The organism is Halobellus sp. H-GB7 (assembly GCF_030848585.1).
Taxonomy (GTDB): Archaea; Halobacteriota; Halobacteria; order Halobacteriales; family Haloferacaceae; genus Haloquadratum; species Haloquadratum inordinatus.
Genome location: NZ_JAVDDW010000014.1, coordinates 21,989 through 44,025 on the forward strand (window position 1 = coordinate 21,989; position 22,037 = coordinate 44,025).

Here is a 22,037-nt window from a genome sequence, read left to right on the forward strand (position 1 = left end):
TGTTTATCGCAGCCGCGAGCGCGGCCGCGTGAAGATAGAGAGTAGTCGTCGAAAGCCGAGGAGCCCTCAGCGGCGCATATAGCCGCCGTCGATGTGGAGCGTCTCGCCGGTGATCCAGCTCGCGGCGTCGCTCGCGAGGAACACGACCCCGCGTGCGACCTCCTCGGGTTGGCCGACGCGGCCGAGTGCGTAGGAGTCGCCGAGTTTCTCGCGGTACTTCTCGACGAATCCAGCGGTTGCGGGCGTCTCGACAGTTCCGGGCGAGACGCAGTTCACGCGGACGCCAGAGTCGCCCACTTCGGCCGCCATCGTCTTCGTGAACGAGCGGTTGGCGGCCTTCGCAGCCCCGTATACGGCCAGACCGGGGTCGTTACCTCGGTAGGAGGCGCTGGAGTAGTTGATGACCGATCCCTCGCCGCGCTCGACCATTCCGGGCAGCGCAGCGTGGGTGCAGTTGAGCGTGCCGAAGAGCGACACGCCGAGTTTCGCCTGCCAGTCTTCGGGCTCGGAATCGAGGAACCGCTGCGTTCCCATCAGACCGGCGTTGTTGACGAGGACGTCCAGCGCGCCGAACTCCTCGACGGTGGCTTCGACCATCGCGACGGCGGCGTCGTACTCCGAAACGTCGGTTTCCAGGCCGATCGCGCGAACGTCGTGCTCGTCGGCGAGACGGTCTGCGACGTCTTGGGCGCCGTCGCCGTCGAGGTCCGCGATGACGACGTTCGCGCCGAGCGCAGCGAAAGCCTCAGCGACGGCCTCGCCGATGCCCTGGGCCGCCCCGGTCACACAGACGGTCTGATCCGTGAAGTCGAACGACTCACGGATGTCGGGGGAGGGAGCCGCCACGAGTGCTCACTTCCCCTCGAATTCGGGCTGTTCGTCGGTGCCGAAGGCGTCGATCGCCTTCGCGTAGTCGTCTGACTGCGCCAGAGCGGGCCACGCGTGACTGGCGAACTCGATCCCGGCGTCGTAGCCGACGTTTCGGGTGATGTTCGAGGCCTGCTTGATCGAGCGGACCGCGAGCGGGGGCTTGCTTGCGAGTTCGGACGCCAACTCGTCGACCTCCGCTTCGAGTTCGTCCTCGTCGGCGACAACGTCTGTGAGAATGCCTTCCTCGGCCGCGTCGACAGCGCCGATGCGTTCGCCGGTCATCGTGATCTCTTTCGCGCGCATCGCGCCGACGATCGTCGTGAGGCGCTGGGCCGCTGCGCCGCCGGGGAGGACGCCGAAGTTGACCTCAGGCTGGCCGAACGTGGCCTCTTCGACGGCGAAGCGGAAGTCCGAAGACATCACGATCTCGAAGCCGCCGCCGAGACAGAGGCCGTCGACAGCCGCGATGACCGGAGCGTGGTACTCCTCGAAGGCCGCACACATCTCGCAGAACAGATCCGGGACGCGCTTTTTCTCGTGGTACGTCGAGAAGTCGCTCATCTCGCCGACGTCGAGGCCGGAACAGAAGGCCTTCTCGCCCGCGGAATCGACGATGACGGCTCGTACGGCGATGCCGTCGCCCTCGTCGTCGAGCGCCTGGAAGGCGTCGAAGGCGTCGATGAGGTCGTGCTGCATCTGGATGTTGATGGCGTTCATCGCCTCGGGTCGATCGAGCGTGATGCGGCCGAGACTGGTCTCCTCGTCGTAAGACCATTCGATGGTTTCGAAGTCGGTGTCTGACATCGTCTGTCGATTCACCGTCGGTCCATTAATACTTAACGACGATGCCGTCGCTTGCCGCCGATACCGGCGTATACAGAATCGTATACAGAAGCGGCAGCTCTGACCGATCGGCGCAAGATCACGGTAGTTCGGCGCGCAGTGCATTACAGCGTTACGTGTGTAATGCCGAGAGTCGGAGTCAGTCAAACAATCGTGGAGGATCCGAAAACAGTGATGTATACATCTTTGTATACAGCTCCGATACGCGGACCGGGGTCACGACGTGATGGCAGATCGTCAGGAACGAAGCGGGACAGAAAACAGCCAGGGGCGACGCGGAGTCAGGGGCTCTCGTGCGAGCGCAGTTTCAGGTCTGACCGCGGTTTGGCCACGCAAGTGAGAACGTATCCTTCCTCTTTCTCCGAATCGGAAAGGAACATCCCCTCGACCTGCTCGACCTCGCCCTCCTCGACGCGCATCGCCGAGCAGACCCCACAGACGCCCATCCGACACTGGTAGGGGAGATCGAGCCCGGCTTCCTCAGCGGCCTCCAGGATAGGTTTGTCCTCTGCGACCTGGATGGTCCGCCCCTCGTCGACGAACTCGACGTCGTAGTATTCGACCATATTAGAGACGCTGTTCGTAGACGTGTTCGACCGGTTCGAGCCCGTGGGCTTCGAGCATCTCTTTGGCGCCTTCGTCGCCCGCCAGGACGTCGATGCGGTAGTAGTCGACGTCGCGCGGTTCCTCGGAGAACCACTCGGCCGCTGCTTCGAGCATCTTCGCGGCCGCACCTTGTCGGCGGTAGTCCTCGCGAACGAACAGGCCGTTGACGTATCCGTGGTTGTCCAGTTGGAAGATGGGGTGATCACCCATCACGCGGGCTTCGAGAACGCCGATCGGTTCGTCGGCGTCGTCGCTTTCGGCCAGCAGGACGATGCCGTACTTCGAGTCGACGAGCTGATTTTCGAAGTACTGGAGCCAGCGTTCGTTGGCCTCTTCGCTGTGGCTGTATCGCTCGTCGTACTCCGAGAGATGACTGGTGAAGCCGTGCCAGAGGTCCAAGATTTCATCGCCATCCGCTTCAGTGGCATATCGTGTTTGGATTCCCATACTCTCCGTACCGAACCGGTCCTCCTAAAAGATTCGCGTCCAGGTCGGCGGGAGCTGATTGGCGGTTGACTCGACGATCGGACCGTCGAAGGGAAGGGATGGAGGACCTTTCCGTGGCGGGCGAGGAACTGGATAGGGCGCGGAGGCGCGCCTGCGGCTATGCGCGGGGGCACACGAAAGATTGAGTCCTCGATACGTCGTTGGGGAGAAACCTTAATAACGATCCACACTAACCCAGGAGTGAAGGCGTTTCACAAGCCATGCCAACGGAAAAACGATTCAAACAGCAGATCCAGAACGGTCGGATGATCGAAGACGAGTCCGAAATGACAGAGGGCTATAAGAAGGCGCTGAAGGCGACGCTCAAAGTCTCGGCGGACACCGAGCTGATGAGTGCGCCGGCGTACTACGAGCAATCGATGAACGCGCCGACGCTCGACGCCCGCGCCTCCTGTGTCAGCGTCATTCAGGACGAACTCGGTCACGGCCACATCGCCTACCGGCTCCTGGAAGACCTCGGGGAGGACCGCGAGGAACTCATCTACGAGCGTGAGCCCCACGAGTTCCGCAACACCTACGGCTTCGACCAGCACCTCGACACCTTCGCCGAACTCGTCAGCGCCCACGGGATGTTCGACCGCGCCGGGATGGTGCTCCTGAGCGACATCGAGGAGAACACCTCCTATGCCCCTTGGAAGCGCGCCCTGCGGAAGGTCGGCAAGGAAGAGCAGTTCCACCTTCGCCACGGCGAGACCTGGATGCGTCGGCTTTCCAACAAGTCCGACAAGACCAAGCGGCTCGTCCAAGACGCCGTCGACTGGATGTTCCCGATGGGCATCGAGTGGTTCGGCCTCCCGGACGATCAAAAGCACAACACCGACCAGCTCGACTACCGCATCAAGGGCAAGACGAACGACGAACTCCGCCAGGAGTGGATGAGCCACACCGTCCCGCTGGCCAACGACCTGGGTCTCGACGTGCCCGCTCACTACGACGAGGAAGCCGACGAGTACGTCCTCGAATACGACGCTCCAGTCGCCTTCGACGCCGAGAACAAAGACTGGCGCTTCGAGGAGCCGATCGGCTGGGACGACGTACTCGACCGCTGGCGGGACCGCGGTCCGGCCAACGACAAGTACGTCAATATGCTGCAGGCCGGAGAGATCAAAGTGGGTGTCTGAGATGAGCACGAACGCCGCAGACGCTGGAACCGTCGGTTTCGACATCGGCCCCGGTGAGGACGCCGACGAGTTCGAACAGGAACTCTGGGACACCCTCGACACCGTCCCAGACCCACACATCCCGGTCAGTCTCGTCGATATGGCGATGATCTACGACATCGAGGCCGACGGCGGAGACGTCACGGTGACGATGACCTACCCGTGTATGGGATGCCCGGCGTACGATATGATCCAAGACGACGTCCGCGCAGCGCTGCGAACGGTTCGCGGCGTCAGCGACGTCGAAATCGAGATCACCTGGGATCCCGTCTGGTCGAAGGATATGCTCACCGAGAAGGCACACGAAGAACTCAAAGACGCGGGGATCGCAATATGAAATACCACGTGTTCACCCGGCACAGAGCCGGCGACGATATGATCCACGCCGGGACGGTCCAGGCCGATTCGGACCGTCTGGCACGGATCTACGCGCACCGAACCTACGACGAGGAGGACTGGGAGTTTATGGGCGTCGTCCGTGAGGAACACCTGCTCGAAGTCGACGAACAGCCCATCGTGGGCGGGAGGGCGCGATGAGCGCCGAAGCCGAGAACGCCTGGCCCGAGGCGGCAGTCGACTACGTGAAGGCCATCGCCGACACGAAGCTCCTGCTCGGTCAGCGCTACGGCGAGTGGATGCTGAAGGGCCCGAACCTCGAAGACGACATCTCGGGCGCCAGTAACGCCCAAGACGAGATCGGGCAGGTCCGACAGCTGTTCCGCCTGCTCACGCAGCAGGGCGTCGAAGACGACTGGCTCGAATCCAGCCGCAGCGCAGAGGAGTACGCGAACGCCTCGATCCTCGACGAGGAGGCCGAAAACTGGCCGACCTTCATCGTGCAGGTCGCGCTGGCCGACCGCGCAGCGTGGCTGCTGCTCGATGCGATCGTCCACGACGACTTCACCGGAATGGTCCAGAAGATGGGCGAAGACGAGTACTTCCACCTCGAACACCACGACGCCCGTCTGGAGACGCTGGCCGAAGACCAGCCCGAGGCCGTCGAAGCGGCGCTGGAGCGGTACTTCCCGGGCATCCTCGCGTTCATCGGCCCGTCGAGCTACGGCTCCTCGGAGGACCCGCTCGTCTCCGCCGACTTCACGGACCGGTCGATCGCGGAGATCCGCGGCGCGTTCCACGAACACTACGAGGAACTGTTCGCAGGAACTGACGTCTCGGTGCCCCCGCTCGAGGAGGACGTTCCCGAGCCCGAAGCGTGGGACGAAACGCGCCGCCGCAGCGGCGAGGGTCACGTCGAACCGAGCGTCGTCGAACAGCTACAGGGAATCTCCAACCAGGAGTACGTGATCGAATGAGTTCATCGAACGCTACCCCGAACGCGGACGGTGGCCGCGCCGATCCCGGCAGCGACGACACCGCCGGCGACAAGCATCAAAAAGAGAGCGCGAAGGTCGAGGCGGTCTGCCCGTTCTGTGGGTCTGCCGACACCGAACTGGAATCGACGTTCGGCTCGGAGGTCTCGAAGAGCCAGTTCTACTGCAACGGCTGCCACACGATCTTCGAGCGGATCAAGTACGACGGCGCGATGCCCGACACCGGGCGCGAGCGCGACGGAACGCGCTGAGCAGTATCAGCCGACTCCCCAACCGTTCACCCTGCTGTCATCCCATACCGTTTTCGTACGGGCGGGCGACCGTCCGCCGGTGATCGCTCTCACGAGCCGGCGATCACCGGAAAAATACTCTCGTTGTTCGGTGGTCGCTACAGCAACCGTTAGCCGATTTTTCGGAAGTCCCAGGAAACCGTCCGTTCGGGCGTGAGCGCGATCTTGACGCGCTGGTGTCGGCCCGCGTCCGGGACGGACTTGACGGTCCCGAACAGCCCGCGTTCGATCTCCTTTTCGAATTCCCGGTCGTCGACGACCCGCGCCGACCCGCGCCACTGGATTCCGCGGTGCTGATTGAACTCTGCCTCGCCCGCGTCGACGACGGCGGCGGCTTTACCAGTCGCCTCGACGTTCTTGACCTTCACCGAGTCGGCGTCGGTCTCGAAGCAGAGTTGGCCGTCGACGATCGTGAACGCAACCGGGACGACGTGCGGGAGGCCGTCGGGGCCGACGCTGGCGAAGCGGGCGACGTCGGCCGCCTCGAAGAGGTCCGCCTGTTCGTCCTCGGTGAGTGCGATCTTGTCGTAGTTGCGTGGCATCGTCGCTCAGAGCCCCAGCGCCTCACTCGCGACGGTCGTCTTCTGGATCTCCGAGGTGCCGCCGATGATCGAAAGGATGCGGGCGTCGCGGTAGTAGCGCTCCAGCGGGTAGTCCGTCCGGTAGCCCTTCCCGCCGAAGATCTGCATCGCGTTCCGGGCACAGAACTCCGCGGCGTCGCTAGCGGTGAACTTCGCCCGCGAGGAGACGCGGGTGTCGCCCTCGCCGTCGGCGATGCGGATCGCGGAGTCGTAGACGAGGTTGCGGGCCGACTCCAGTTTCGAGTCCATCTCGGCGACGAGCACCTGGACGGCCTGATACTCGCCGACGGCTTTGCCGCCCTGCTCGCGGTCGCCCGCGTAGTCGACGGCTTCGTCGAACGCTGCCCGCCCGATGCCGAGGCCGATCGCTCCGAGGCCGGTGCGCGCCATATCGATCGTTCCCATCGCGATCCGGAAGCCGCCGCCGATCTGACCGAGGAGGGCGTCGGCGTCGACCGCGACGTCCTCGAAGGTGGCGTCGCCGGTCACGTGGCCGTGCATTCCGAGGTACTCGCCGCGCTCGAAGGTGAAGCCCTCGACGTCCTCGGGGCTCGGAACGATGAAGACGCTCACGCCGTGGGAATCCTCGGGCTGGGGGCGCTTGCGCGCGACGACGAGGTGAACGTCTGCGACGCCCGCGTTCGTCCCGAAGGACTTCTCGCCGTAGATGTGGTAGCCGTCGTCGGTCGCTTCGGCGACCGTCTGGAGTTCGGTCGGCGAGGACCCCGCGCCGGGTTCGGTCAGGAGCATCGCACCGACGGACTCGCCGGCGACCATCTTCGGCAGCAGGCGCTCGCGCTGTTCGTCGCTGCCGAAGTTCAGAATCGGCAGCATCGCGAACGTGTGGCCCTGAATGATCTCGGCGACCGCCCCGCTCTCCTCGGCGATCCGTTCGAGCGCTAGGCAGTACGAGACGAAGTCGCCGCCCAGACCACCGTACTCCTCGGGGATCAAGATCCCGAGCAGGCCGGCGTCGCCAGCGGCCTCGACGACGTCGCGCGGGAACTCCCGCGTCTTTTCAATCTCCTCGGCGCGGGGGGCGAGCGTCTCCGTCGTGAACGTCTCTGCACGGTCGAGAACGTCGTGGTGCTCTTTCGAAAGAGCGCGCTCCAGTAGCGTCATACCTACCTCTGGACGGTGAGGGGACTTATCTGTAACGTGACTTCCCTCGCGGAACCGCCGGCGCGCGACTCGGTGCCCTCGTCGGGGGGCGAGCGTACACTCAGCGACGGTCCGCGAGCGGGTCAGACAGGTCCGCGTCGGCGGCGACGTACCGAACCGGGGAATCGCGGACCGAGGAATTTTCGACGCAGACGGCGAGTCCGCGGTCGGCAGCAAACGTGAGATGCGCCGCAGCCTCGCCCGCGCCCATCTTCGCGTGGATTCCCGTCATCTCGCCGAAACAGTCCCCCGCAACCTCCCAGGGTGTTCGCCCTGGGCCGGAGTCGGGGAGCGCTCGCACCATCTCTCGGACGCGGTCGGCGTGGTGCTCGCGAATGACGCCGATCCGATCCAAGAGATCGACCGACGAGCCGTGGCCGGGGAACGCGCGGAGAGAAGAGTCGCCGGTCGCGTCGCTCGCAACATCCCCGGTCACGTCGCTCGCAACTCCGACGCTGCGAGCGCGCGATTCGATGCGGTCGAGCGTGTCGAGATACACGGCGAGCGCCGCGTCCATCCGCGTGTCCGATCCGCCGACGTTCGGCGTGTACGTCGGGAGCACGGCGTCGCCGAGAAAGAGCGCGTCGGACGCGGCGAGCGAGAGGTGCCCGCTCGTGTGGCCCGGCGTGTGGAAGGCTTCGAGCCCGGCGATGCGGTCGCCGTCGGAAACGGCTCGCACCGGACACTGATCGGGCATCGGCGAGGGGTCGTCCCCCGATTTGATCGCCTCGACCGTCTCGTCGGGGACGCCCCACTCGCGGAGCCGACGGGCGTCGCGGTCGACGCGGCGCGTTCGCTCGACCGCGTAGTCGGCGACTAGCGGGGCGTCCGCCTCGTGGAGGACCAACTCCGCATCTGCGGCAGCAGCCAGGCGCGGAGCCAGCCCGGAGTGGTCCGCGTGCCAGTGGCTCACGAGGACCGTCTCGACGGCGCCGATCGGCAGACCCACTGCAGACAACTCCTCGGTGAGCGTCTGCCACGAGTCGTCTCCCGGCGGTCCGGGATCGACCACGAGGCCGCGGTCGGGCACGACGTACGTGCTGTTTGCGCCTTCGGGACTGGCCGCGGTGTGAGCGATACGTTCGACAGCGAGGGGTTCTTCAGACATCGTCAGTTCTCACGGGGATCGTCCGCGCGTTCTGTGTGGCCGGGTTCGTGTTCGGGACCGTTGTCGAATCCGAGGTCCATCCAGTCCGTACGTACGGCTTCACGGAGGTCCTCGGGGTACGTCGTCTCGAACGTGACTCGCGGTGCGATGTACTCTTCGTCCCAGCGGGGGTCCCAGGCGGCGTTGACGTAGACGTTCGCACCCGTCGACCCGTCGCGTCGGTAGTGGGTCGCAGTCGCGGCAGGCGCCTCCGAGTCGGAGAACTCCCAGTCGTTCGCGGGGTGGGCTTTCACCCAGATGTCGTCGAAGGCCCGCCCGAGATCCATCGGCGCCGTCTCGGTGTCGAGGACGACGACCTTGTCGAACAGGCGCGAGAACGAAAAGAGGGTGTTCGCCAGTTGCCACTCGAACCCGGCGTAGAGAATCTCGCTCGCGACGAGGCAGATTCCGAGGCCGGCCTCCGCCGGCAACGCGAGCCACTCGACGGGCGCGACGCCCCAGTAGTTGTTCACGCGGCCGTACAGTCGCGCGGACTCGATGATCGAGAGAAGCGTCCGCCCGTCTGCCATCGGCGCACCGGTCGGCGAGAACGGTATCAACGGCTCCTCGCGGTTTCGTACGGTCTCGACGCGCGCCTCGAACGTCGTGGTCGCGACAGCGTCTTCCCACGGGGCTCGCGGGCCGGCGGGGCCGGTTTCACTCGTCGGCTGGTCGTCAGTCACTCGACCAGACGTCGCCCGTTGGTCCGCACCGACCGTCGGTGGATCGTCACCGACCGTTGCTTCGACGACCACCTCACTGGCGGCCGGAACCGCGCCGGCTGGCGTCGCTGCAACCGAGATGGATCCGAGAGCGCTCGCGACGTGCGGCGCGCCCGCGACGTGCGAGTCGCCGACCCACCGCATCGTGGCCCCGACGAGCGCCGCCGGCGGGGCACCCAACAGGATCGTGATCGGCGTGTCGCCCGTGACGTGCTGAACGGGGTCCGACGGCACCGACAGCCGAAGCGTATCGCTCCCGTGAATCGACCCGCGAACGGGGAGCCAGTGCGTCTGCTCGACGGTGGGTCCAGCCGAATCGTCTGCGTCCGGCCCGTCGTCGGCACTCGCTGCTGGAATGGCCGCGAGACCGAGCGTGACGACTGGCACGTCCGCACCGTCGATAGCGGGTAAGCCGAGGGATCTGACGTCGACTCCCGTCTCCGTTGCTGACGCCGGTGCAGTGTCCGGAGTCGGCCCTCCTCGCCGGGCAGCCACCAGCGCATCGAGAACGTCGAGGTAGTCGGCTTCGAGGCCAAGGTCCAGGGCTGCGCCGACGCGGGACCACGGCTCGCGGGAACGGACTGCGAGGCGATCCGGCCCGCCGAGTGCGCCACTGACGAGGCGCGCCGTGCCGCCGGTGTTGCCCAGAAGGACCGCCGGACCGTTCTCTCTGGCTGCTTCTCCGGCGACCGCCGCGGCAGTGTCCGCCCAGTGGGCGCGGTCGCCGATCTCGACGAGGTCGTCGGCCGCCCGGAGCGAATCGAGGTGGGTCCGAAAGTCAGTCATCGCTCGGTACCTCCGCTTGCGGAGTCCACATCGCCGTTCGGCCCGCCGGCGAGGTCGGCAGTAGACAGATCGACGCCGGCACCCGAGAGGATCTCGCGGGCGCACTCGCGGAGTTGCTCGTCGGGAGCCGATCTCGCCCCGTCGCGCGCGGCGGCGTCTGTACCCGCGGTGGCGTCGATGTACGCCTTCGCCGTCTTCGATTTGGAGGTGCCGGTCTCGGCGTCCCCCTTCTCTTCGGGCGTCTGATAGATGTTCAGTGGGACTTTCGGCATCGCTTCGGCTCCGAACTGGTGGAAATCCTCTTCGGGATCGGCATACAGCGCGAGGGCTTCGAGCACTTCGCGCGTCGACAGGGGATCGACGTCGGGATCGACGAAGACGAAGAAGTCGACGTGCAGCATTCCCCAGGTAGTGAAGATGAAGTTCGCCAGTTCGTGGAGATAGCCCGGCCGCGGGACGTCCGTCGAGACGACGTAGACCGTTCGAGGGGTGAAGCGCCACGGAACGCAGCGCTCGACGTCGTAGCCAGCGGCCCGGAGACCGAGCGTCGCGTCCGGACCGACGCACGCGACTTCGGTCGTCGAACTCGTGTTCTGGGAGTAGCCGACGCCCGATCCCTCGACGCAGAAGGGAATCAGCGGCTGCTCGCGGTGAGTCACGGCCTCGACTTCCAGGACCGGCATCGAGCGCCGCGGACCGTGCATATAGCCGAAGTAATCGCCGAACGGGCCTTCGTCTAGCCGCTCGCCTGGGAGGATCTGACCCTCGATGACGAGCTCCGCGCTGGCGGGCACTTTGAGGTCGTTGGTCGTACACTCGACGAGTTCGATTGGTTCGCCTTTCAGCCCGCCGGCGAAGGCCGCCTCGTCGCTTCCGGTCGGGATCCACATCGACGCGGTGAACTGAGCGGCGGGTTCGACGCCCACCGCGATCGCGACGGGCATCGGTTCCTCGCGGCGCTCGTACCGGTAGTAGAACAGATTTGGCGTCTGCTCGCCTGCCAGCAGGAGGACGCTCGCGCGGTCGCCGTCCTGAATCATCGCGCGATGGGACGACCAGTCAGTCCACGTCGAGTCAGGGTCGGGAGCCACCATCGTATGAAGGTTCGAGTAGCGGCCGCCGTCGGCGGCGTGGATGTACGGCCACGGGAGCGCGAAGAGGTCCGCGTCGCTCCCGCGCCGGATCACGGCCTTGCACGGCGCCGTCTCGTCGTCGACGATCGTCGGTTCGATCGGTCGTCGGAGTCGATCGATGACGCGTTCGTAGTACTCCTCGCCGTCGAGATCGGGGGGGAGCCCCAGCGCCCGTGCCGGGCGGGCCCACGGCCGGTTCCGTGGGCCGCGGTAGGGATCACCGACCAGCCGGGCCGGAATCTCGCTTTCGGTGACCGACTCGAAGACCGGCACGCGGTCGTCGCGGTCGTTCGCGAGCATCGTGATCGCGCTCGCTTCCAGGTTCCAGGAGACTGGCGTCTCGATGCGGTTGAGTTCGCCGACGGCTTCCAGCCCTGCCAGGTAGGTTCGGAGACTGCTGGCCGGTTCCTCGGGTCCCGGTGCAGCGACAGTGCCTCCGTCCGGACGCGGCGGTCGTCCAGCATCTCTATTCGGCCGGCTCATTCCTTCTCGCCGCCGCCGAGTTTGAGTTCCATCTCCTCGCGTTCGCGTTCGGTTCGGAGGTCGACGTAGCGTTCCACGAGTTCGGGGCGCGTCTCGGAGAGGTGATCGCGCAGCAGCGACCGGACTGCGGTCGAGACCGAATCGTACTCTCCGGTCTCCACCAGGTACGAGACCAACGTCTTGACGTCTTCGCCCCGGGCGGTCAAGACGTTCGAGCCCTCCTGACTCTCCTCGAAACACTCTTTCAGCACCGTCTCGTCGACGCTGGCTTCGCCGACGTCCGTCTCGATGATCTGGATGTACCACTGCTCCTCGCGGTTCTCGTGAGGGCCTCGGAGGATGGTAAGCGGGTCTGGGTCGGTTAGCTCCGCTGGGTCGCGAGCGATGCGGGCCCGCGTGGTGAAGATATGTTTCGTCTCCTGGTCCATCACCTGCAACGTGAGTTCGCCGTCGGTGTCGGCGGGCAGGTGATCCTCGGAGGTGATGTATTGGTCGCTCACGCGACATCCCCGCCGTGGCCGGCCACCGTATTCATACCAGATACTCCGGATGCGGGCCAACATAAAGCCTTCCCGGTGCGGTCGAACTTCGATCGCCGAAACACTCGGATGTACACACTACCACAATCCATCATCTGGTGAGACGACGACCCGAATTGACCGACGCCGCGTCGACAGTTACTTAGAATAAATATATTTTGTACCAATTTCTGAAAATAGATTTTGAGTCGTATGAGAGCGGTAATGTAGACTTCTACAGATAATTAGGATATAATATATTAATTGGAATTGTTTCGAAATATTCGATTATTTATTTCCTATATAGATATTCGGCTTAGTATACTACCGTCCAGGGACACCACAATGTCCGCTGTTCAGGCAAGGCATACGAGGGAGTGGAGAGAGCTACAAATCGCGTTGGCAATGGGCCAAGCGTCGGGTACAGACAGCGGCCACGCGACGACTACGCGTCTGCTGCCCCGACTGACTCCGCGTTCACAACTTCCAGCGCCAGCTCGAGAAGTTCGTCGGCGTGGCTCTCCTCGCGTGCTTCCGCAGTCACTCGAACGAGCGGTTCTGTCCCGCTCGGCCTGACGAGGAACCATCCCTCGTCGGTCTCGACGCGCAGTCCGTCGATCGTATCGATCTCGTCGAAGCGATCACGAAAGACCGATTCGATTGCGGTCATCGATTCGGCCCGGTCGTCGACTTCGACGTTCGCACGGCGAGTCGTAAACTGTTCGGCCGGCAGGGAGTCGACGAGCGCAGCGAGTGGGCCTCGCTGCTGGACGAGCACCGCGAGACTGAGCGCCGCGTGGTGGCCATCGGGAGCGAGCGTCTCGCCCGGCCAGATCCACGCCCCCGACGGCTCACCGCCGAAGACGAACGCCTCGTCGCTGGCCGCTTCGGCGACGTGGACGTCGCCGACTGGGGTGTACTCCACGTCGCCCCCGGCGCCGGTGACGGCGTCGGCGACGACGAGGCTCGTGTCGACCGGGACCGCGACGTGCGGGGCCGTGTCAGCGAACTCGGCGTTCGTCCTCGCGCGTTCGACAGCGTCGCGTGCGAACAGTGCCAAGAGGAGGTCGCCAGGGACGAACTCGCCACTGCCCGTGACGGCCATCATCCGGTCCGAATCGCCGTCGTGCGCGATCCCGACGTCGGCATCCAGCGCCGGTACCGCGGCCGCGAGAGCGGTCAGGGTATCGGCGTTCGGTTCGCTCTTTCGCGCCGGGAAGCGACCGTCGCGTTGCCCGTCGAGCGTGTGAACCGTCGCGCCGAGTTCGTAGAGCGCATCGACGGTGGCGCGTCCGGTACCGTTGCCCAGATCGACGACGACCGAGAGATCGGTGAGAGGCTGATCCCCGCCCGGGTCGAACACGTCGACGAGGCGGTCGACGTGACGCTGGGAGGGGTCGGCGGCGGCGTTCGTCTCAGTACCGAAGCCATCCCAGGCAGCGTGGTCGACCACGTCCGACGCGAGTCGATCCTCGATAGCGGCCGTCTGGTCGGGAGGGAACGACTGCCCAGAGCGTGTCCAAAGTTTGATTCCGTTGTCTGGTGCGGGGTTGTGCGATGCCGTGATTCCGACTCCGGCGTCGGCGTCGAACCACTCTACGCTTCGCGCGAGCGTCGGCGTCGAAACGACGCCGAGGCGAATCACGTCTGTACCGCACTCGCGCAGGCCGGCCGAAAGGGCGTCGGCGAGAACCGCGCCCGTCGTCCGCGCGTCGCGGCCGACGACGACCGTCCGAGTGTCTGTTGCGACCGCTCTCCCGACGTCGAGAGCGAGGTCGGCCGTGACGACATCTCCAACTGGGCCGCGAATCCCACTCGTCCCGAACATACACTGGGTACACAATGCGGGTAACTCGTTATAAGCAGCGGGATCGCTTTTAGGTGGGTGACAAAACGTGACCGGTAAATAAAAACAGCAAATGTAGTTAGTGAACACAATTAATGAACAAAACTGGCGAACACAATTACTGAATAGATATGAGAAGGAGGAACACAACTGTCGAGTGCAGGGTACGTCGAACTGTTGTTACGCGTGAGCAGAATTTAAACGAAAGCTACGGACTCGGCTCGTATACCAACACCCCCACACCCCTGTGTCCGCTGTTATCCGCGAACCAGAGGGCCAGACACAGTGGCGATCGGAGTCGAACAGCGGACACGGTGGGGTGCAGACTGGCGGATCCCGAGAAATGGTCGGCAACAGCGGCGAACGGGTCCGAACAGCGGACATAGTGGTGTGGCGGGCGGCGCAGAAGAGACGAACCGGCGGCAATCGACGGTGACCTCAGACTTCCGTGAAGTCTTCGAGCGTGGGGCTCCCGTCGGCGTCGTCCTCCTCGACGTAGGACGCGATGGAATCGTGAACGCCGACGAGTTCCACCGTCTCCATCATCGCCGAGAGAATGAGTTCGACGTCCATATCGAGCGCGTACTCTCGGTACGTCCCGCCGCGGCGACCCTCGTTGCGTTCGGAGACGGAGACGATGCCGAGCATCGCGAGTTCGCTCAGGTGATCCCGCATCCGACGCGGGACGAGCGGGTCACGATTCGCGAGTTCCGCGAAGCGCGTGTAGCGCGGACGCACGTCGCGGGAGCGGACCGGCGCCTCGCCGTCGAGATCCAGCGTCAAGAGCGCGTACAGAACGAGATGACCGTGCTCGGTCAATCCGTTGATCCCCTCCTTAATGCGGCCGCGTTCGAGTGCACGGCGGCCACGCCGCACGTGTTCTTCGGTCACGACCGAGGTCTCCTCGTCGCGGGCGAGGTCGCCCGCTTTCATCAGGAGGTCGATCGACTGGCGCGCGTCACCGGCGTCTTTCGCGCCGTAGGCCGCACAGAGCGGGATGACCTCGTCGCTGAGGACATCGTCGTGGAACGCGACGTCGCCGCGCTGTTCGAGGATCGCACGCAGATTCTCCGCGTTGTACGCGGGGAAGTGGATCTCCTGTTCACACAGCGAGCTCTTGACTTTCGGGGAGAGGTCGTCCCGGAAGGAGAAGTCGTTCGAGATACCAATGAGCCCGACCTTCGCTGTTTCGAGGTCACCGTTCGCCCGAGCCCGAGGCAGTTGATAGAGGATGCTGTCGTCGTTGACGTGGTCGATCTCGTCGAGGACGACGAGGACAGTCCCTCCGCGGGCGTCGAGGTCCTCCCAGAGCATCTCGTAGACGGACGCGAGCGGGTATCCGGTCGTGGAGATCTGGTTCGCTTCCGAGCGGAGGCTATTGACGAGACGTGTCGCAATCTGATAGGAGCTCGTGAGACCGTCGCAGTTCAGAAAGATGACCGAGAGGTCGATGTCGTCGTACTGTGCGGCGTCCTCTCGAAGGTGTGAAAGGAGGTACTTCGTCGCCGCTGTCTTGCCGACACCGGTCTTCCCGTAGAGGAAGATGTTGTTCGGCTGCTCACCGTTGATCACGGGCTGGAGCGCTGCCTGGTACGTCTGGAGCTCCTCGTCCCGGCCCACGAGCTCGTCGGGCTGGTAGTCCTCCCGCAAGGCGTCCCGGTCGCGATAGATTTCGTTGTCCCGCTCGAAGAGGACCATACGTCGTTGATATGCCACGAGGATAATAAAACCACCGTGTCCGCAGTGTCCGCTGTTCTCGTTCTTTATAAACATCTCGGGGAACACACCCCCTCCACTATGTCCGCTGTTCAGAGCACAAAGAAGGGAAGGAAATAATTGGAGTATTATTTTCGTTGGTTTTATTATAGCTGCAGATGATGGGGTCCGTAGTGGTGAAAACACAGCGACTACTTGACCTAGTAGTCGCTAGCGTTCCGATCGTACGGTAGATGCAGTTGGCCGTACGCCACCTACTGAACTGTTGGGTGCGTGGTTCCTACGAACCGACACTGACCTGGCTACGGGCTAATAGACAGAACAGCGGACATCGTGGTGGGTGTCATCGACGGCAGTATAGTACTTGCGTCAGCTGCCTCGTCGGGGGTTCCGCTCGTCTGTTCTCAATTAGCGTCTCCGTTCTAGTTACTCTTTCTTCACTGAAAACGCGTCTTATGACGGTTTTTGAGCTAATCTGCGACGTTTGGGTTTGCACGACGATCTCCAATATCTATCCCACCCCTCACCACCTCTAGGCGCCAGAACTGCGGACACAGTGGAGGGGGTGTGTGCTCCCCCGTCTGCAAGTGACACCGCAAACACGACCAAGGGGTACGGCAGAACAGCGGACATAGTGGAGGGGGAGGGTTCGTTGATCTCGTCTCTGCTCTATCTCTGGTAAAATGTGTCTTGCACTCGGATGCTTCCCCTATCGGAATCCTACCTAGAACAGCGGACATAGTGGTGTGCCCGCTCGGCATCGTCGTGAGGGTGCCCAATCAGTCAGAGCGCCCTGTCGCATCGTCTCTCTGCGAATCGTGACAGATCCACGTTGGAGACGTATGCGCTATCCGGACAGAACCGTCCCGTCTATCGACGGAGAACAGCGGACATAGTGGAGGGAGGGGGGAAGAGAGATTCTCCTGCCTCAGTATAAGTCATCGCGTCACCCGCGAAGCGGGAGCGTCCAATTACTTGTTGTACGAGTCGGGGATCAGCACTACGCCGTGACCGCCCGTGAGCCGGCTGACGATAGAACCGGCTTTGTCGAGGGCCGTCGAAATCGACGCGGCAGGCAGATAGAAGTCGGTCTCGGTCGATTCACCGCGGGCGTGGTTCTTTTTGCTTGCAGTAGCCATTGTATTTCCTCGTAGTATCCGGATCGTTATGAGGCTTCGTCAGTACTCGTTCGGGTTTTTTTATTTCTCATCCACGTATCCGGATCCGTATTGAAGAATCATTTAATATTCACCTCGAATCCTGGATACTTGACTATCGATCGTGATGGTTCCGTGGTCGGTCTCGACGAAAAAATTCCTCAGGTCGAGAGTATCTCGATCAGATTCCCCTCGGGATCCTCGAGGAAGAAGATGGTCGTTCCGCTTTCGGTCGTTTGGGGCTCCGATAGCGTCTCGACGCGCTCAGGGAGTTCGGCGTAGAACTCCGCTACGTCGTCGACGGAGAGGCCGACGTGCGTTGCGCCCTGCGCGTTCAGGTGTATTTCGGATTCGGCCTGCGTCTCGTCGGTTGGCTCGTAAGCCACGAGTTCGATCCGAACGCCGCCGCCATCGAGGTGAGCGAAATCGGCACTCGCGCCGTCGACGTCGACGCCCCTCGCGAACGCGTCGCCACCGACGGAAAACCGGGTCAGGACGTCGAGTCCTAGTACGTCGCGATAGAACGCGACGGCGCGGTCGAGATCCGAGACAGTGATGCCGACGTGGTGTGCGGCGGGTTCGGCCATACCGCGTCTCGGACTGGGGGGCTGAAAGAGCCACCGGACTGCTCTCGACTCCCTCCCCAGCTATCTCCCTACGGCAGGTCGACGTCGACGCCTGACTGCAGGCTCGCAGCTTTGACGGTGTTGTACATCAGCATCGCAATCGTGAGTGGGCCGACGCCGCCCGGGACGGGCGTGATCGCGCTCGCTTTCTCTTTGGCACTCTCGAAGTCGACGTCGCCGACGAGTTGGTACCCTTTCTCGGTGTTGGCGTCGACGCGATTGATCCCGACGTCGATCACGACCGCGCCCTCGCTCAGCATCTCAGCGTCGATCATCTCCGGAACGCCGGCGGCCGCGACGACGATGTCCGCGTTCCGCGTCTTTTCGGCGAGGTCCTGTGTCCGCGAGTGACACACTGTCGTCGTCGCGTTCCCGCCCGTGCCGCGCTGGATGAGCAGATTCGCCATCGGTTTGCCGACGATGTCCGAGCGGCCGACGACGACGGCGTCTTTCCCTTCGGTTTCGATGTCGTAGGCCTCCAACAACTTCTGTACGCCGTGGGGGGTGCAGGGCTTGTACCGCGCGTTCCCCGCGACGAGGCGACCGACGTTTTCGGGGTGGAACCCGTCGATGTCTTTCTCCGGTTCGATTCGGTTCAACACGGCCCGCTCGTCGACGTGGTCCGGCACGGGCATCTGGACGAGAATTCCGTGCACGTCGGGATCGGCGTTCAGTTCGTCGATGCGGTCGAACAACACTTCCGCCGGAGCCCCCGGGTCGATATCGTGGTGATAACTCTCGATGCCGAGTTCGTCACACGCTTGCTGCTTCATCGAGACGTACGTCTTGCTCGCTCCGTCGTCGCTCATCAGAACCGTCGCCAGTCCGGGTGTGACCCCTTCGTCTCGAAGCGCCTCGACTGAGTCCGATACGTCCGCTCGAATCCCATCCCCGACCTCGTTGCCGTCTATCGTAGTTGTCATATGTTCGTAGTCCGCGGGCACGCGCGTACGGTATCGTGCGGTCCCACGAATCCTCTGAAATGTACTTTCTTCTCGACCCGGATATGTATCTGGGAGGAATAGTCAACACAGTCAACTACCCCGCCCTACTCGCGCTGACGCGCTCGTTGAGGACGGGGCTTGTCCGTGAACTCGGCCTCGAACCCTTCCGGGTAGGCGGTAAATCCGCGCTTCGGTGTCACTGTTCCAGACTTGAGGGCAAGTTGACTGTTGCCCGTCCGTCGAGACGACTGTTGGCCTCGACGGACATACCGCATCCCGATGTTCTTCGCCGCGTTGTAGTCCGCGTTCGCTTCCGCCTCGCACTTCACGCACCGGAAGTCGTTTCGGGTCGGGCGGTTCTCATCCGCCGTGAACCCACACTCGGCGCACCGCTGAGACGTGTACGCCGACCCCACTTGCTTCACCGAGATACCTTCTGCCTCGGCCTTGTACTCCACTTGCTCGTACAGCGTTCGGAACGCCCATTTGTGCCCCCACGACGCACCGGTTCGGTCGCGGAGGTTCGTCAAGTCCTCGAACGCAATTATGTCACAGTCGTATCGGAGTGCTTCGTCTATGATAGCGTTGGACGCTTGGTGGAGTACGTCACGGACGTAGCGAAGTTCACGACCACTCGACTGTTCGAGCGTTCGGTGGGCGCTTCGCGTCCCGGTTTGTTGGAGTCCAGCACGTACCCTCTCAAACTCACGGAGGTCGTGGGTTAGCTTCCGCCCGCTGAAGAAGTACGCCGTACTGGTGACGGCGAGGTTTTCGATACCGAGGTCGACCCCGAGAACCGTTCCGTCCTCGGCAGTGTTCCGCTCGGTGTCGGTCTTCGATCGGCGGAAGCCGATATGCAAGAAGTACTCGCCGTCACGGGCGGTGAGCGTGCTTTCCGTGACACTCCACTCGTCGGAGTCAAGGTACTTGTGTTGGTAGCCGTCGTCGGCATCGGGCAGCGCAAGGTCACACCGGACGCGACTCTCCGTGGTGGAGAGCGACACCGTATCGTCGTCAAACAGCGTCATAGTCCGCGTATCGTACTTCACGGTCGGTGCGGTGAAGGTGGGCTTGCTCACCGTCTTGCCTTCCGAGCGGCGTTCGAGACAACCGGTGATGGCTTGGGCGGCTTGGTGGGTGGCGAGAATCGCGTGCTGACTGCCGAGGTCGGTGTGTTCGCGTACGTCGTCGTAGGCGAGGGGCTGGACGTCGCTCTTAGCGTTGCAGACGTTCCACGCCATATCCGTGGCGAGTTGGCAGCCACGCTTCCACTCGGAGATGGTTTCTTCGAGGAAGTCGCGTTGCTCGTCCGTAACTTCGAGACGAGTGATTGCCGTCCGACGCACGTAGTCGTCTGCCACAATTTCAATGTAGCAAGATGACTACTTATAATTAGGTGGTTGTGATTTATACGAACGCGCTCCTCCTCTCCCTACTCGCTCCCTCGGGTCGCTCCTTGAGGAAAGGGACTCCGCGCTACCGCTTCAGAAAGCCGCTTTCACGCGGGTATTTCGGTTTTCTCTGATTGGCCGGCGTCGACGTCTCTGGCGACCCGTCGTTACCCCGTTAGCGGATTCCGTATCAGATGCGTGATCTAACGTTGTCACCGAGCGTGATCTAACGTCGTCACCGCGCGTATGAACTGTTCGTCGAGACGGTGGGAGCGACGTCACCCGAGGCTCGTCCTCTGTCGATCGGCGGTGAGAACGCACCGGCGGCTCCCTCACTGTTTCCGATCCGGCGGTTCGACGTCGTGGTGGGTTTGAACCTCCGGCAGTCGATCGAACGCCTGCCGCACGATCGAGGTGTGGTCCTGGCCGCGTTCCTCACGATAGAGCGCGAGCGACAGCCCCGACAACGAGAGGAGCGCCAGAATAGCGAACGGAGCGCCCGTGAGCACGGCCAGCGCCTGGAGCGTCTCCGCCCCTCCGACGAGAAGCACGGCAAGAGCCACGGCGGCCTGAAACGCACCCCAGATCGCGATGCTTCCTCGGGACGGAGCGACACCTCGCCGCGACGCGAGAATCGCGGCGATCAGCGTCGACGTGTCCGCGGAGGTTACCATAAACACGACGATGAGCGCCAGGAACAAGAATAAGAGGAGGTCGCCGAGCGGCAGCGCCGACAGCAGGGGAAAGCCCGCAACCGCCTCCGAACCGCCGCGTTCCGCGATGGCCGCGAGGACGTCAGCCCGTCCGGAGTGCTGGATCGACAGCGACGTCCCGCCGAAAACGAGGAACCACACGCCGGTCGCCGCCGACGTGGCCACGACGCTCGTGAATGCGACGGTTCGCAGCCGTCGTCCGCGAGACAGAGCAGCCAGGAACATTCCCGCGAACGGAGCCCACGAGAACCACCACGCCCAGTTCCAGACGGTCCACTCGGTGACCCACGACCCGGTCGCGTACAGGCTCATTGGCACGAAGTTGACGACGTACGCCCCGAGTGCGGTCGCCGCGCGCTCTGCGATGAACGAGCGCGGGCCGACGACGAGGAGCAAGAGCGCGAACAGGCCGAACAAGACGACAGTGAGGCCCGCGATCCGGCGGATGCCCCGATGCAACCCCGACACCGCAGAGAGGACGTAGACCGCGGCCAGCCCTCCGACGAACAGCACTGGACCGAGCCCGCCGGGTGGAACGCCCCACTGGTACTCGACGCCCGCCAGGAACTGCTGGGAGACGAGCGCGATTGAGGTCGCGACGCCGCCGATCGTCGCGAACACCGCGAGCGTGTCGACGAGGCGACTCCACGAGGAGTCCAGTCCGTCGACGCCGAGGAACGGCGTCAGAATCGACGACACCCGGAGGGGCGCCCCGCGCTCGAACACGAAGTAGGCGATCGGAATCCCGACGACCGCGTAGGCGCTCCACGCCGAGATCCCCCAGTGAAAGAGCGCGTACACGAGCGCCGCCCCGATCGCGGCCTCAGAGCCCGCGGCCACGTCGAAGTACGGCGGCGGCTGTCGATAGTGAAAGAGCGCCTCTGCGGGCCCCCAGAAGACGATGCCGGCAGCGATTCCCGCAGTGAACACGAGCGCGAAGTACGTCGGGTACGTGTAGGTGGGTTCGACGTCCTCGCCGCCGAGCTTGACGTCGCCCCAGGAGCTGAACAGCAGCACTGCGCAGTAGCCGACCGACAGGAGCACGGTCCCCAACAGCACCGGTCCCAGCCCTCGAAGTACGGAGTTCGTCAGGCCGTCGACGACCGCCGCCGTGGTTCCGGGAAACGTGAATTGGAATCCGAAGTAGAGCGTGAAGACGAGTATCGGTAGCCCGAGTGTCACCGGATCGTGGACTGAGACGATATCTGAGAGCACCGCACGCACGGAACCGCGTCGGATGCGGAGCAGCGACGACTCGCTTGAGACGTCCGGGCGGATCCGCTCGTACGGCAGCGCGGCGAGATACCCGAGACCGGAGCCGAAAAACACGAGTGCGAGTACGAGCCACGTCTGCCCTCCGAGCGCCTGACCGACGAAGGAGGGGAAGAAGAACCCGACCAAGACGACCCCGCCAGATCCGACGAACGCCAATAGAAGGGCGCTCGCCAACATCTGTTGGGAACCCGTGCCGTCAGTCGTACTCATACGTTATCTGTTAGCAGGAGG

Annotated in this window: 22 protein-coding genes; 5 read left to right on the forward strand and 17 right to left on the reverse strand. The window is 63.7% G+C overall.

The window, feature by feature from the left end; all coding sequences use genetic code 11:
• Window positions 1–66: 66 nt before the first annotated feature.
• The 4 genes from RBH22_RS16460 to RBH22_RS16475 form a co-directional block, all read right to left on the reverse strand.
• Window positions 67–846, reverse strand: coding sequence for an SDR family NAD(P)-dependent oxidoreductase (locus RBH22_RS16460; protein ID WP_121570039.1), 780 nt, complete (start codon window positions 844–846; stop codon window positions 67–69).
• 6 nt (window positions 847–852) lie between these two features.
• On the reverse strand, window positions 853–1,674 hold the full coding sequence (locus RBH22_RS16465) for an enoyl-CoA hydratase/isomerase family protein (protein ID WP_306678334.1): 822 nt from the start codon (window positions 1,672–1,674) through the stop codon (window positions 853–855).
• 320 nt (window positions 1,675–1,994) lie between these two features.
• Window positions 1,995–2,279, reverse strand: coding sequence for a 2Fe-2S iron-sulfur cluster-binding protein (locus RBH22_RS16470; RefSeq protein ID WP_306678336.1), 285 nt, complete (start codon window positions 2,277–2,279; stop codon window positions 1,995–1,997).
• Between the two features lies 1 nt (window position 2,280).
• Window positions 2,281–2,766 (reverse strand): GNAT family N-acetyltransferase, encoded by a 486-nt coding sequence (locus RBH22_RS16475; protein ID WP_306678338.1) that lies wholly within the window; start codon window positions 2,764–2,766, stop codon window positions 2,281–2,283.
• A gap of 260 nt (window positions 2,767–3,026) precedes the next feature.
• On the opposite strand from RBH22_RS16475, the gene RBH22_RS16480 reads away from it, so the two are divergent.
• The 5 genes from RBH22_RS16480 to RBH22_RS16500 are packed head-to-tail and all read left to right on the forward strand — an operon-like array spanning window position 3,027 to window position 5,568.
• On the forward strand, window positions 3,027–3,947 hold the full coding sequence (locus RBH22_RS16480) for a Phenylacetic acid catabolic protein (protein ID WP_306678340.1): 921 nt from the start codon (window positions 3,027–3,029) through the stop codon (window positions 3,945–3,947).
• Window position 3,948: 1 nt separating this feature from the next.
• Entirely contained in the window at window positions 3,949–4,323 is a 375-nt protein-coding gene (locus tag RBH22_RS16485; protein WP_121570034.1) for a metal-sulfur cluster assembly factor, read from the forward strand.
• A complete protein-coding gene (locus RBH22_RS16490) occupies window positions 4,320–4,523 on the forward strand; it encodes a phenylacetic acid degradation PaaB family protein (RefSeq protein WP_121570033.1) in 204 nt (67 codons plus the stop codon). The genes RBH22_RS16485 and RBH22_RS16490 overlap by 4 nt, the downstream gene beginning before the upstream one ends.
• A complete protein-coding gene (locus RBH22_RS16495) occupies window positions 4,520–5,299 on the forward strand; it encodes a Phenylacetic acid catabolic protein (RefSeq protein ID WP_256289291.1) in 780 nt (259 codons plus the stop codon). Before RBH22_RS16490 ends, RBH22_RS16495 begins: the two co-directional genes overlap by 4 nt.
• Entirely contained in the window at window positions 5,296–5,568 is a 273-nt protein-coding gene (locus RBH22_RS16500) for a hypothetical protein (RefSeq protein ID WP_256289292.1), read from the forward strand. The genes RBH22_RS16495 and RBH22_RS16500 overlap by 4 nt, the downstream gene beginning before the upstream one ends.
• 149 nt (window positions 5,569–5,717) lie before the next feature.
• Here RBH22_RS16500 and RBH22_RS16505 read toward each other — a convergent pair whose 3' ends face one another.
• From RBH22_RS16505 to RBH22_RS16565, 13 genes are all read right to left on the reverse strand, one after another.
• Window positions 5,718–6,149 (reverse strand): pyridoxamine 5'-phosphate oxidase family protein, encoded by a 432-nt coding sequence (locus tag RBH22_RS16505; protein WP_256289293.1) that lies wholly within the window; start codon window positions 6,147–6,149, stop codon window positions 5,718–5,720.
• A 6-nt stretch (window positions 6,150–6,155) separates the two neighbouring features.
• Complete coding sequence (locus RBH22_RS16510) at window positions 6,156–7,310, reverse strand: acyl-CoA dehydrogenase family protein (protein ID WP_306678343.1); 1,155 nt, start codon at window positions 7,308–7,310, stop codon at window positions 6,156–6,158.
• 100 nt (window positions 7,311–7,410) lie between these two features.
• Window positions 7,411–8,457 (reverse strand): MBL fold metallo-hydrolase, encoded by a 1,047-nt coding sequence (locus RBH22_RS16515; RefSeq protein WP_306678345.1) that lies wholly within the window; start codon window positions 8,455–8,457, stop codon window positions 7,411–7,413.
• Between the two features lie 2 nt (window positions 8,458–8,459).
• Complete coding sequence (locus RBH22_RS16520) at window positions 8,460–10,004, reverse strand: UbiD family decarboxylase domain-containing protein (RefSeq protein ID WP_306678347.1); 1,545 nt, start codon at window positions 10,002–10,004, stop codon at window positions 8,460–8,462.
• Entirely contained in the window at window positions 10,001–11,620 is a 1,620-nt protein-coding gene (locus tag RBH22_RS16525) for a UbiD family decarboxylase (RefSeq protein ID WP_306678349.1), read from the reverse strand. The genes RBH22_RS16520 and RBH22_RS16525 overlap by 4 nt, the downstream gene beginning before the upstream one ends.
• Complete coding sequence (locus RBH22_RS16530; protein WP_256289298.1) at window positions 11,617–12,120, reverse strand: hypothetical protein; 504 nt, start codon at window positions 12,118–12,120, stop codon at window positions 11,617–11,619. Before RBH22_RS16530 ends, RBH22_RS16525 begins: the two co-directional genes overlap by 4 nt.
• Before the next feature lie 463 nt (window positions 12,121–12,583).
• Window positions 12,584–13,966 (reverse strand): phosphopentomutase/phosphoglucosamine mutase, encoded by a 1,383-nt coding sequence (locus RBH22_RS16535; RefSeq protein ID WP_306678352.1) that lies wholly within the window; start codon window positions 13,964–13,966, stop codon window positions 12,584–12,586.
• Window positions 13,967–14,422: 456 nt separating this feature from the next.
• Window positions 14,423–15,682: an orc1/cdc6 family replication initiation protein gene (locus RBH22_RS16540; protein ID WP_306678354.1), complete on the reverse strand. Its 1,260-nt coding sequence runs from the start codon at window positions 15,680–15,682 to the stop codon at window positions 14,423–14,425.
• 989 nt (window positions 15,683–16,671) lie between these two features.
• Window positions 16,672–16,839, reverse strand: coding sequence for a hypothetical protein (locus tag RBH22_RS16545; protein WP_199723065.1), 168 nt, complete (start codon window positions 16,837–16,839; stop codon window positions 16,672–16,674).
• Window positions 16,840–17,018: 179 nt separating this feature from the next.
• A complete protein-coding gene (locus tag RBH22_RS16550) occupies window positions 17,019–17,444 on the reverse strand; it encodes a VOC family protein (protein WP_306678357.1) in 426 nt (141 codons plus the stop codon).
• A gap of 68 nt (window positions 17,445–17,512) precedes the next feature.
• On the reverse strand, window positions 17,513–18,406 hold the full coding sequence (locus tag RBH22_RS16555) for a bifunctional methylenetetrahydrofolate dehydrogenase/methenyltetrahydrofolate cyclohydrolase (RefSeq protein WP_306678359.1): 894 nt from the start codon (window positions 18,404–18,406) through the stop codon (window positions 17,513–17,515).
• Window positions 18,407–18,531: 125 nt separating this feature from the next.
• A complete protein-coding gene (locus RBH22_RS16560; protein WP_306678361.1) occupies window positions 18,532–19,788 on the reverse strand; it encodes a transposase in 1,257 nt (418 codons plus the stop codon).
• A 362-nt stretch (window positions 19,789–20,150) separates the two neighbouring features.
• Complete coding sequence (locus RBH22_RS16565) at window positions 20,151–22,016, reverse strand: BCCT family transporter (protein ID WP_306678363.1); 1,866 nt, start codon at window positions 22,014–22,016, stop codon at window positions 20,151–20,153.
• Window positions 22,017–22,037 lie beyond the last annotated feature (21 nt).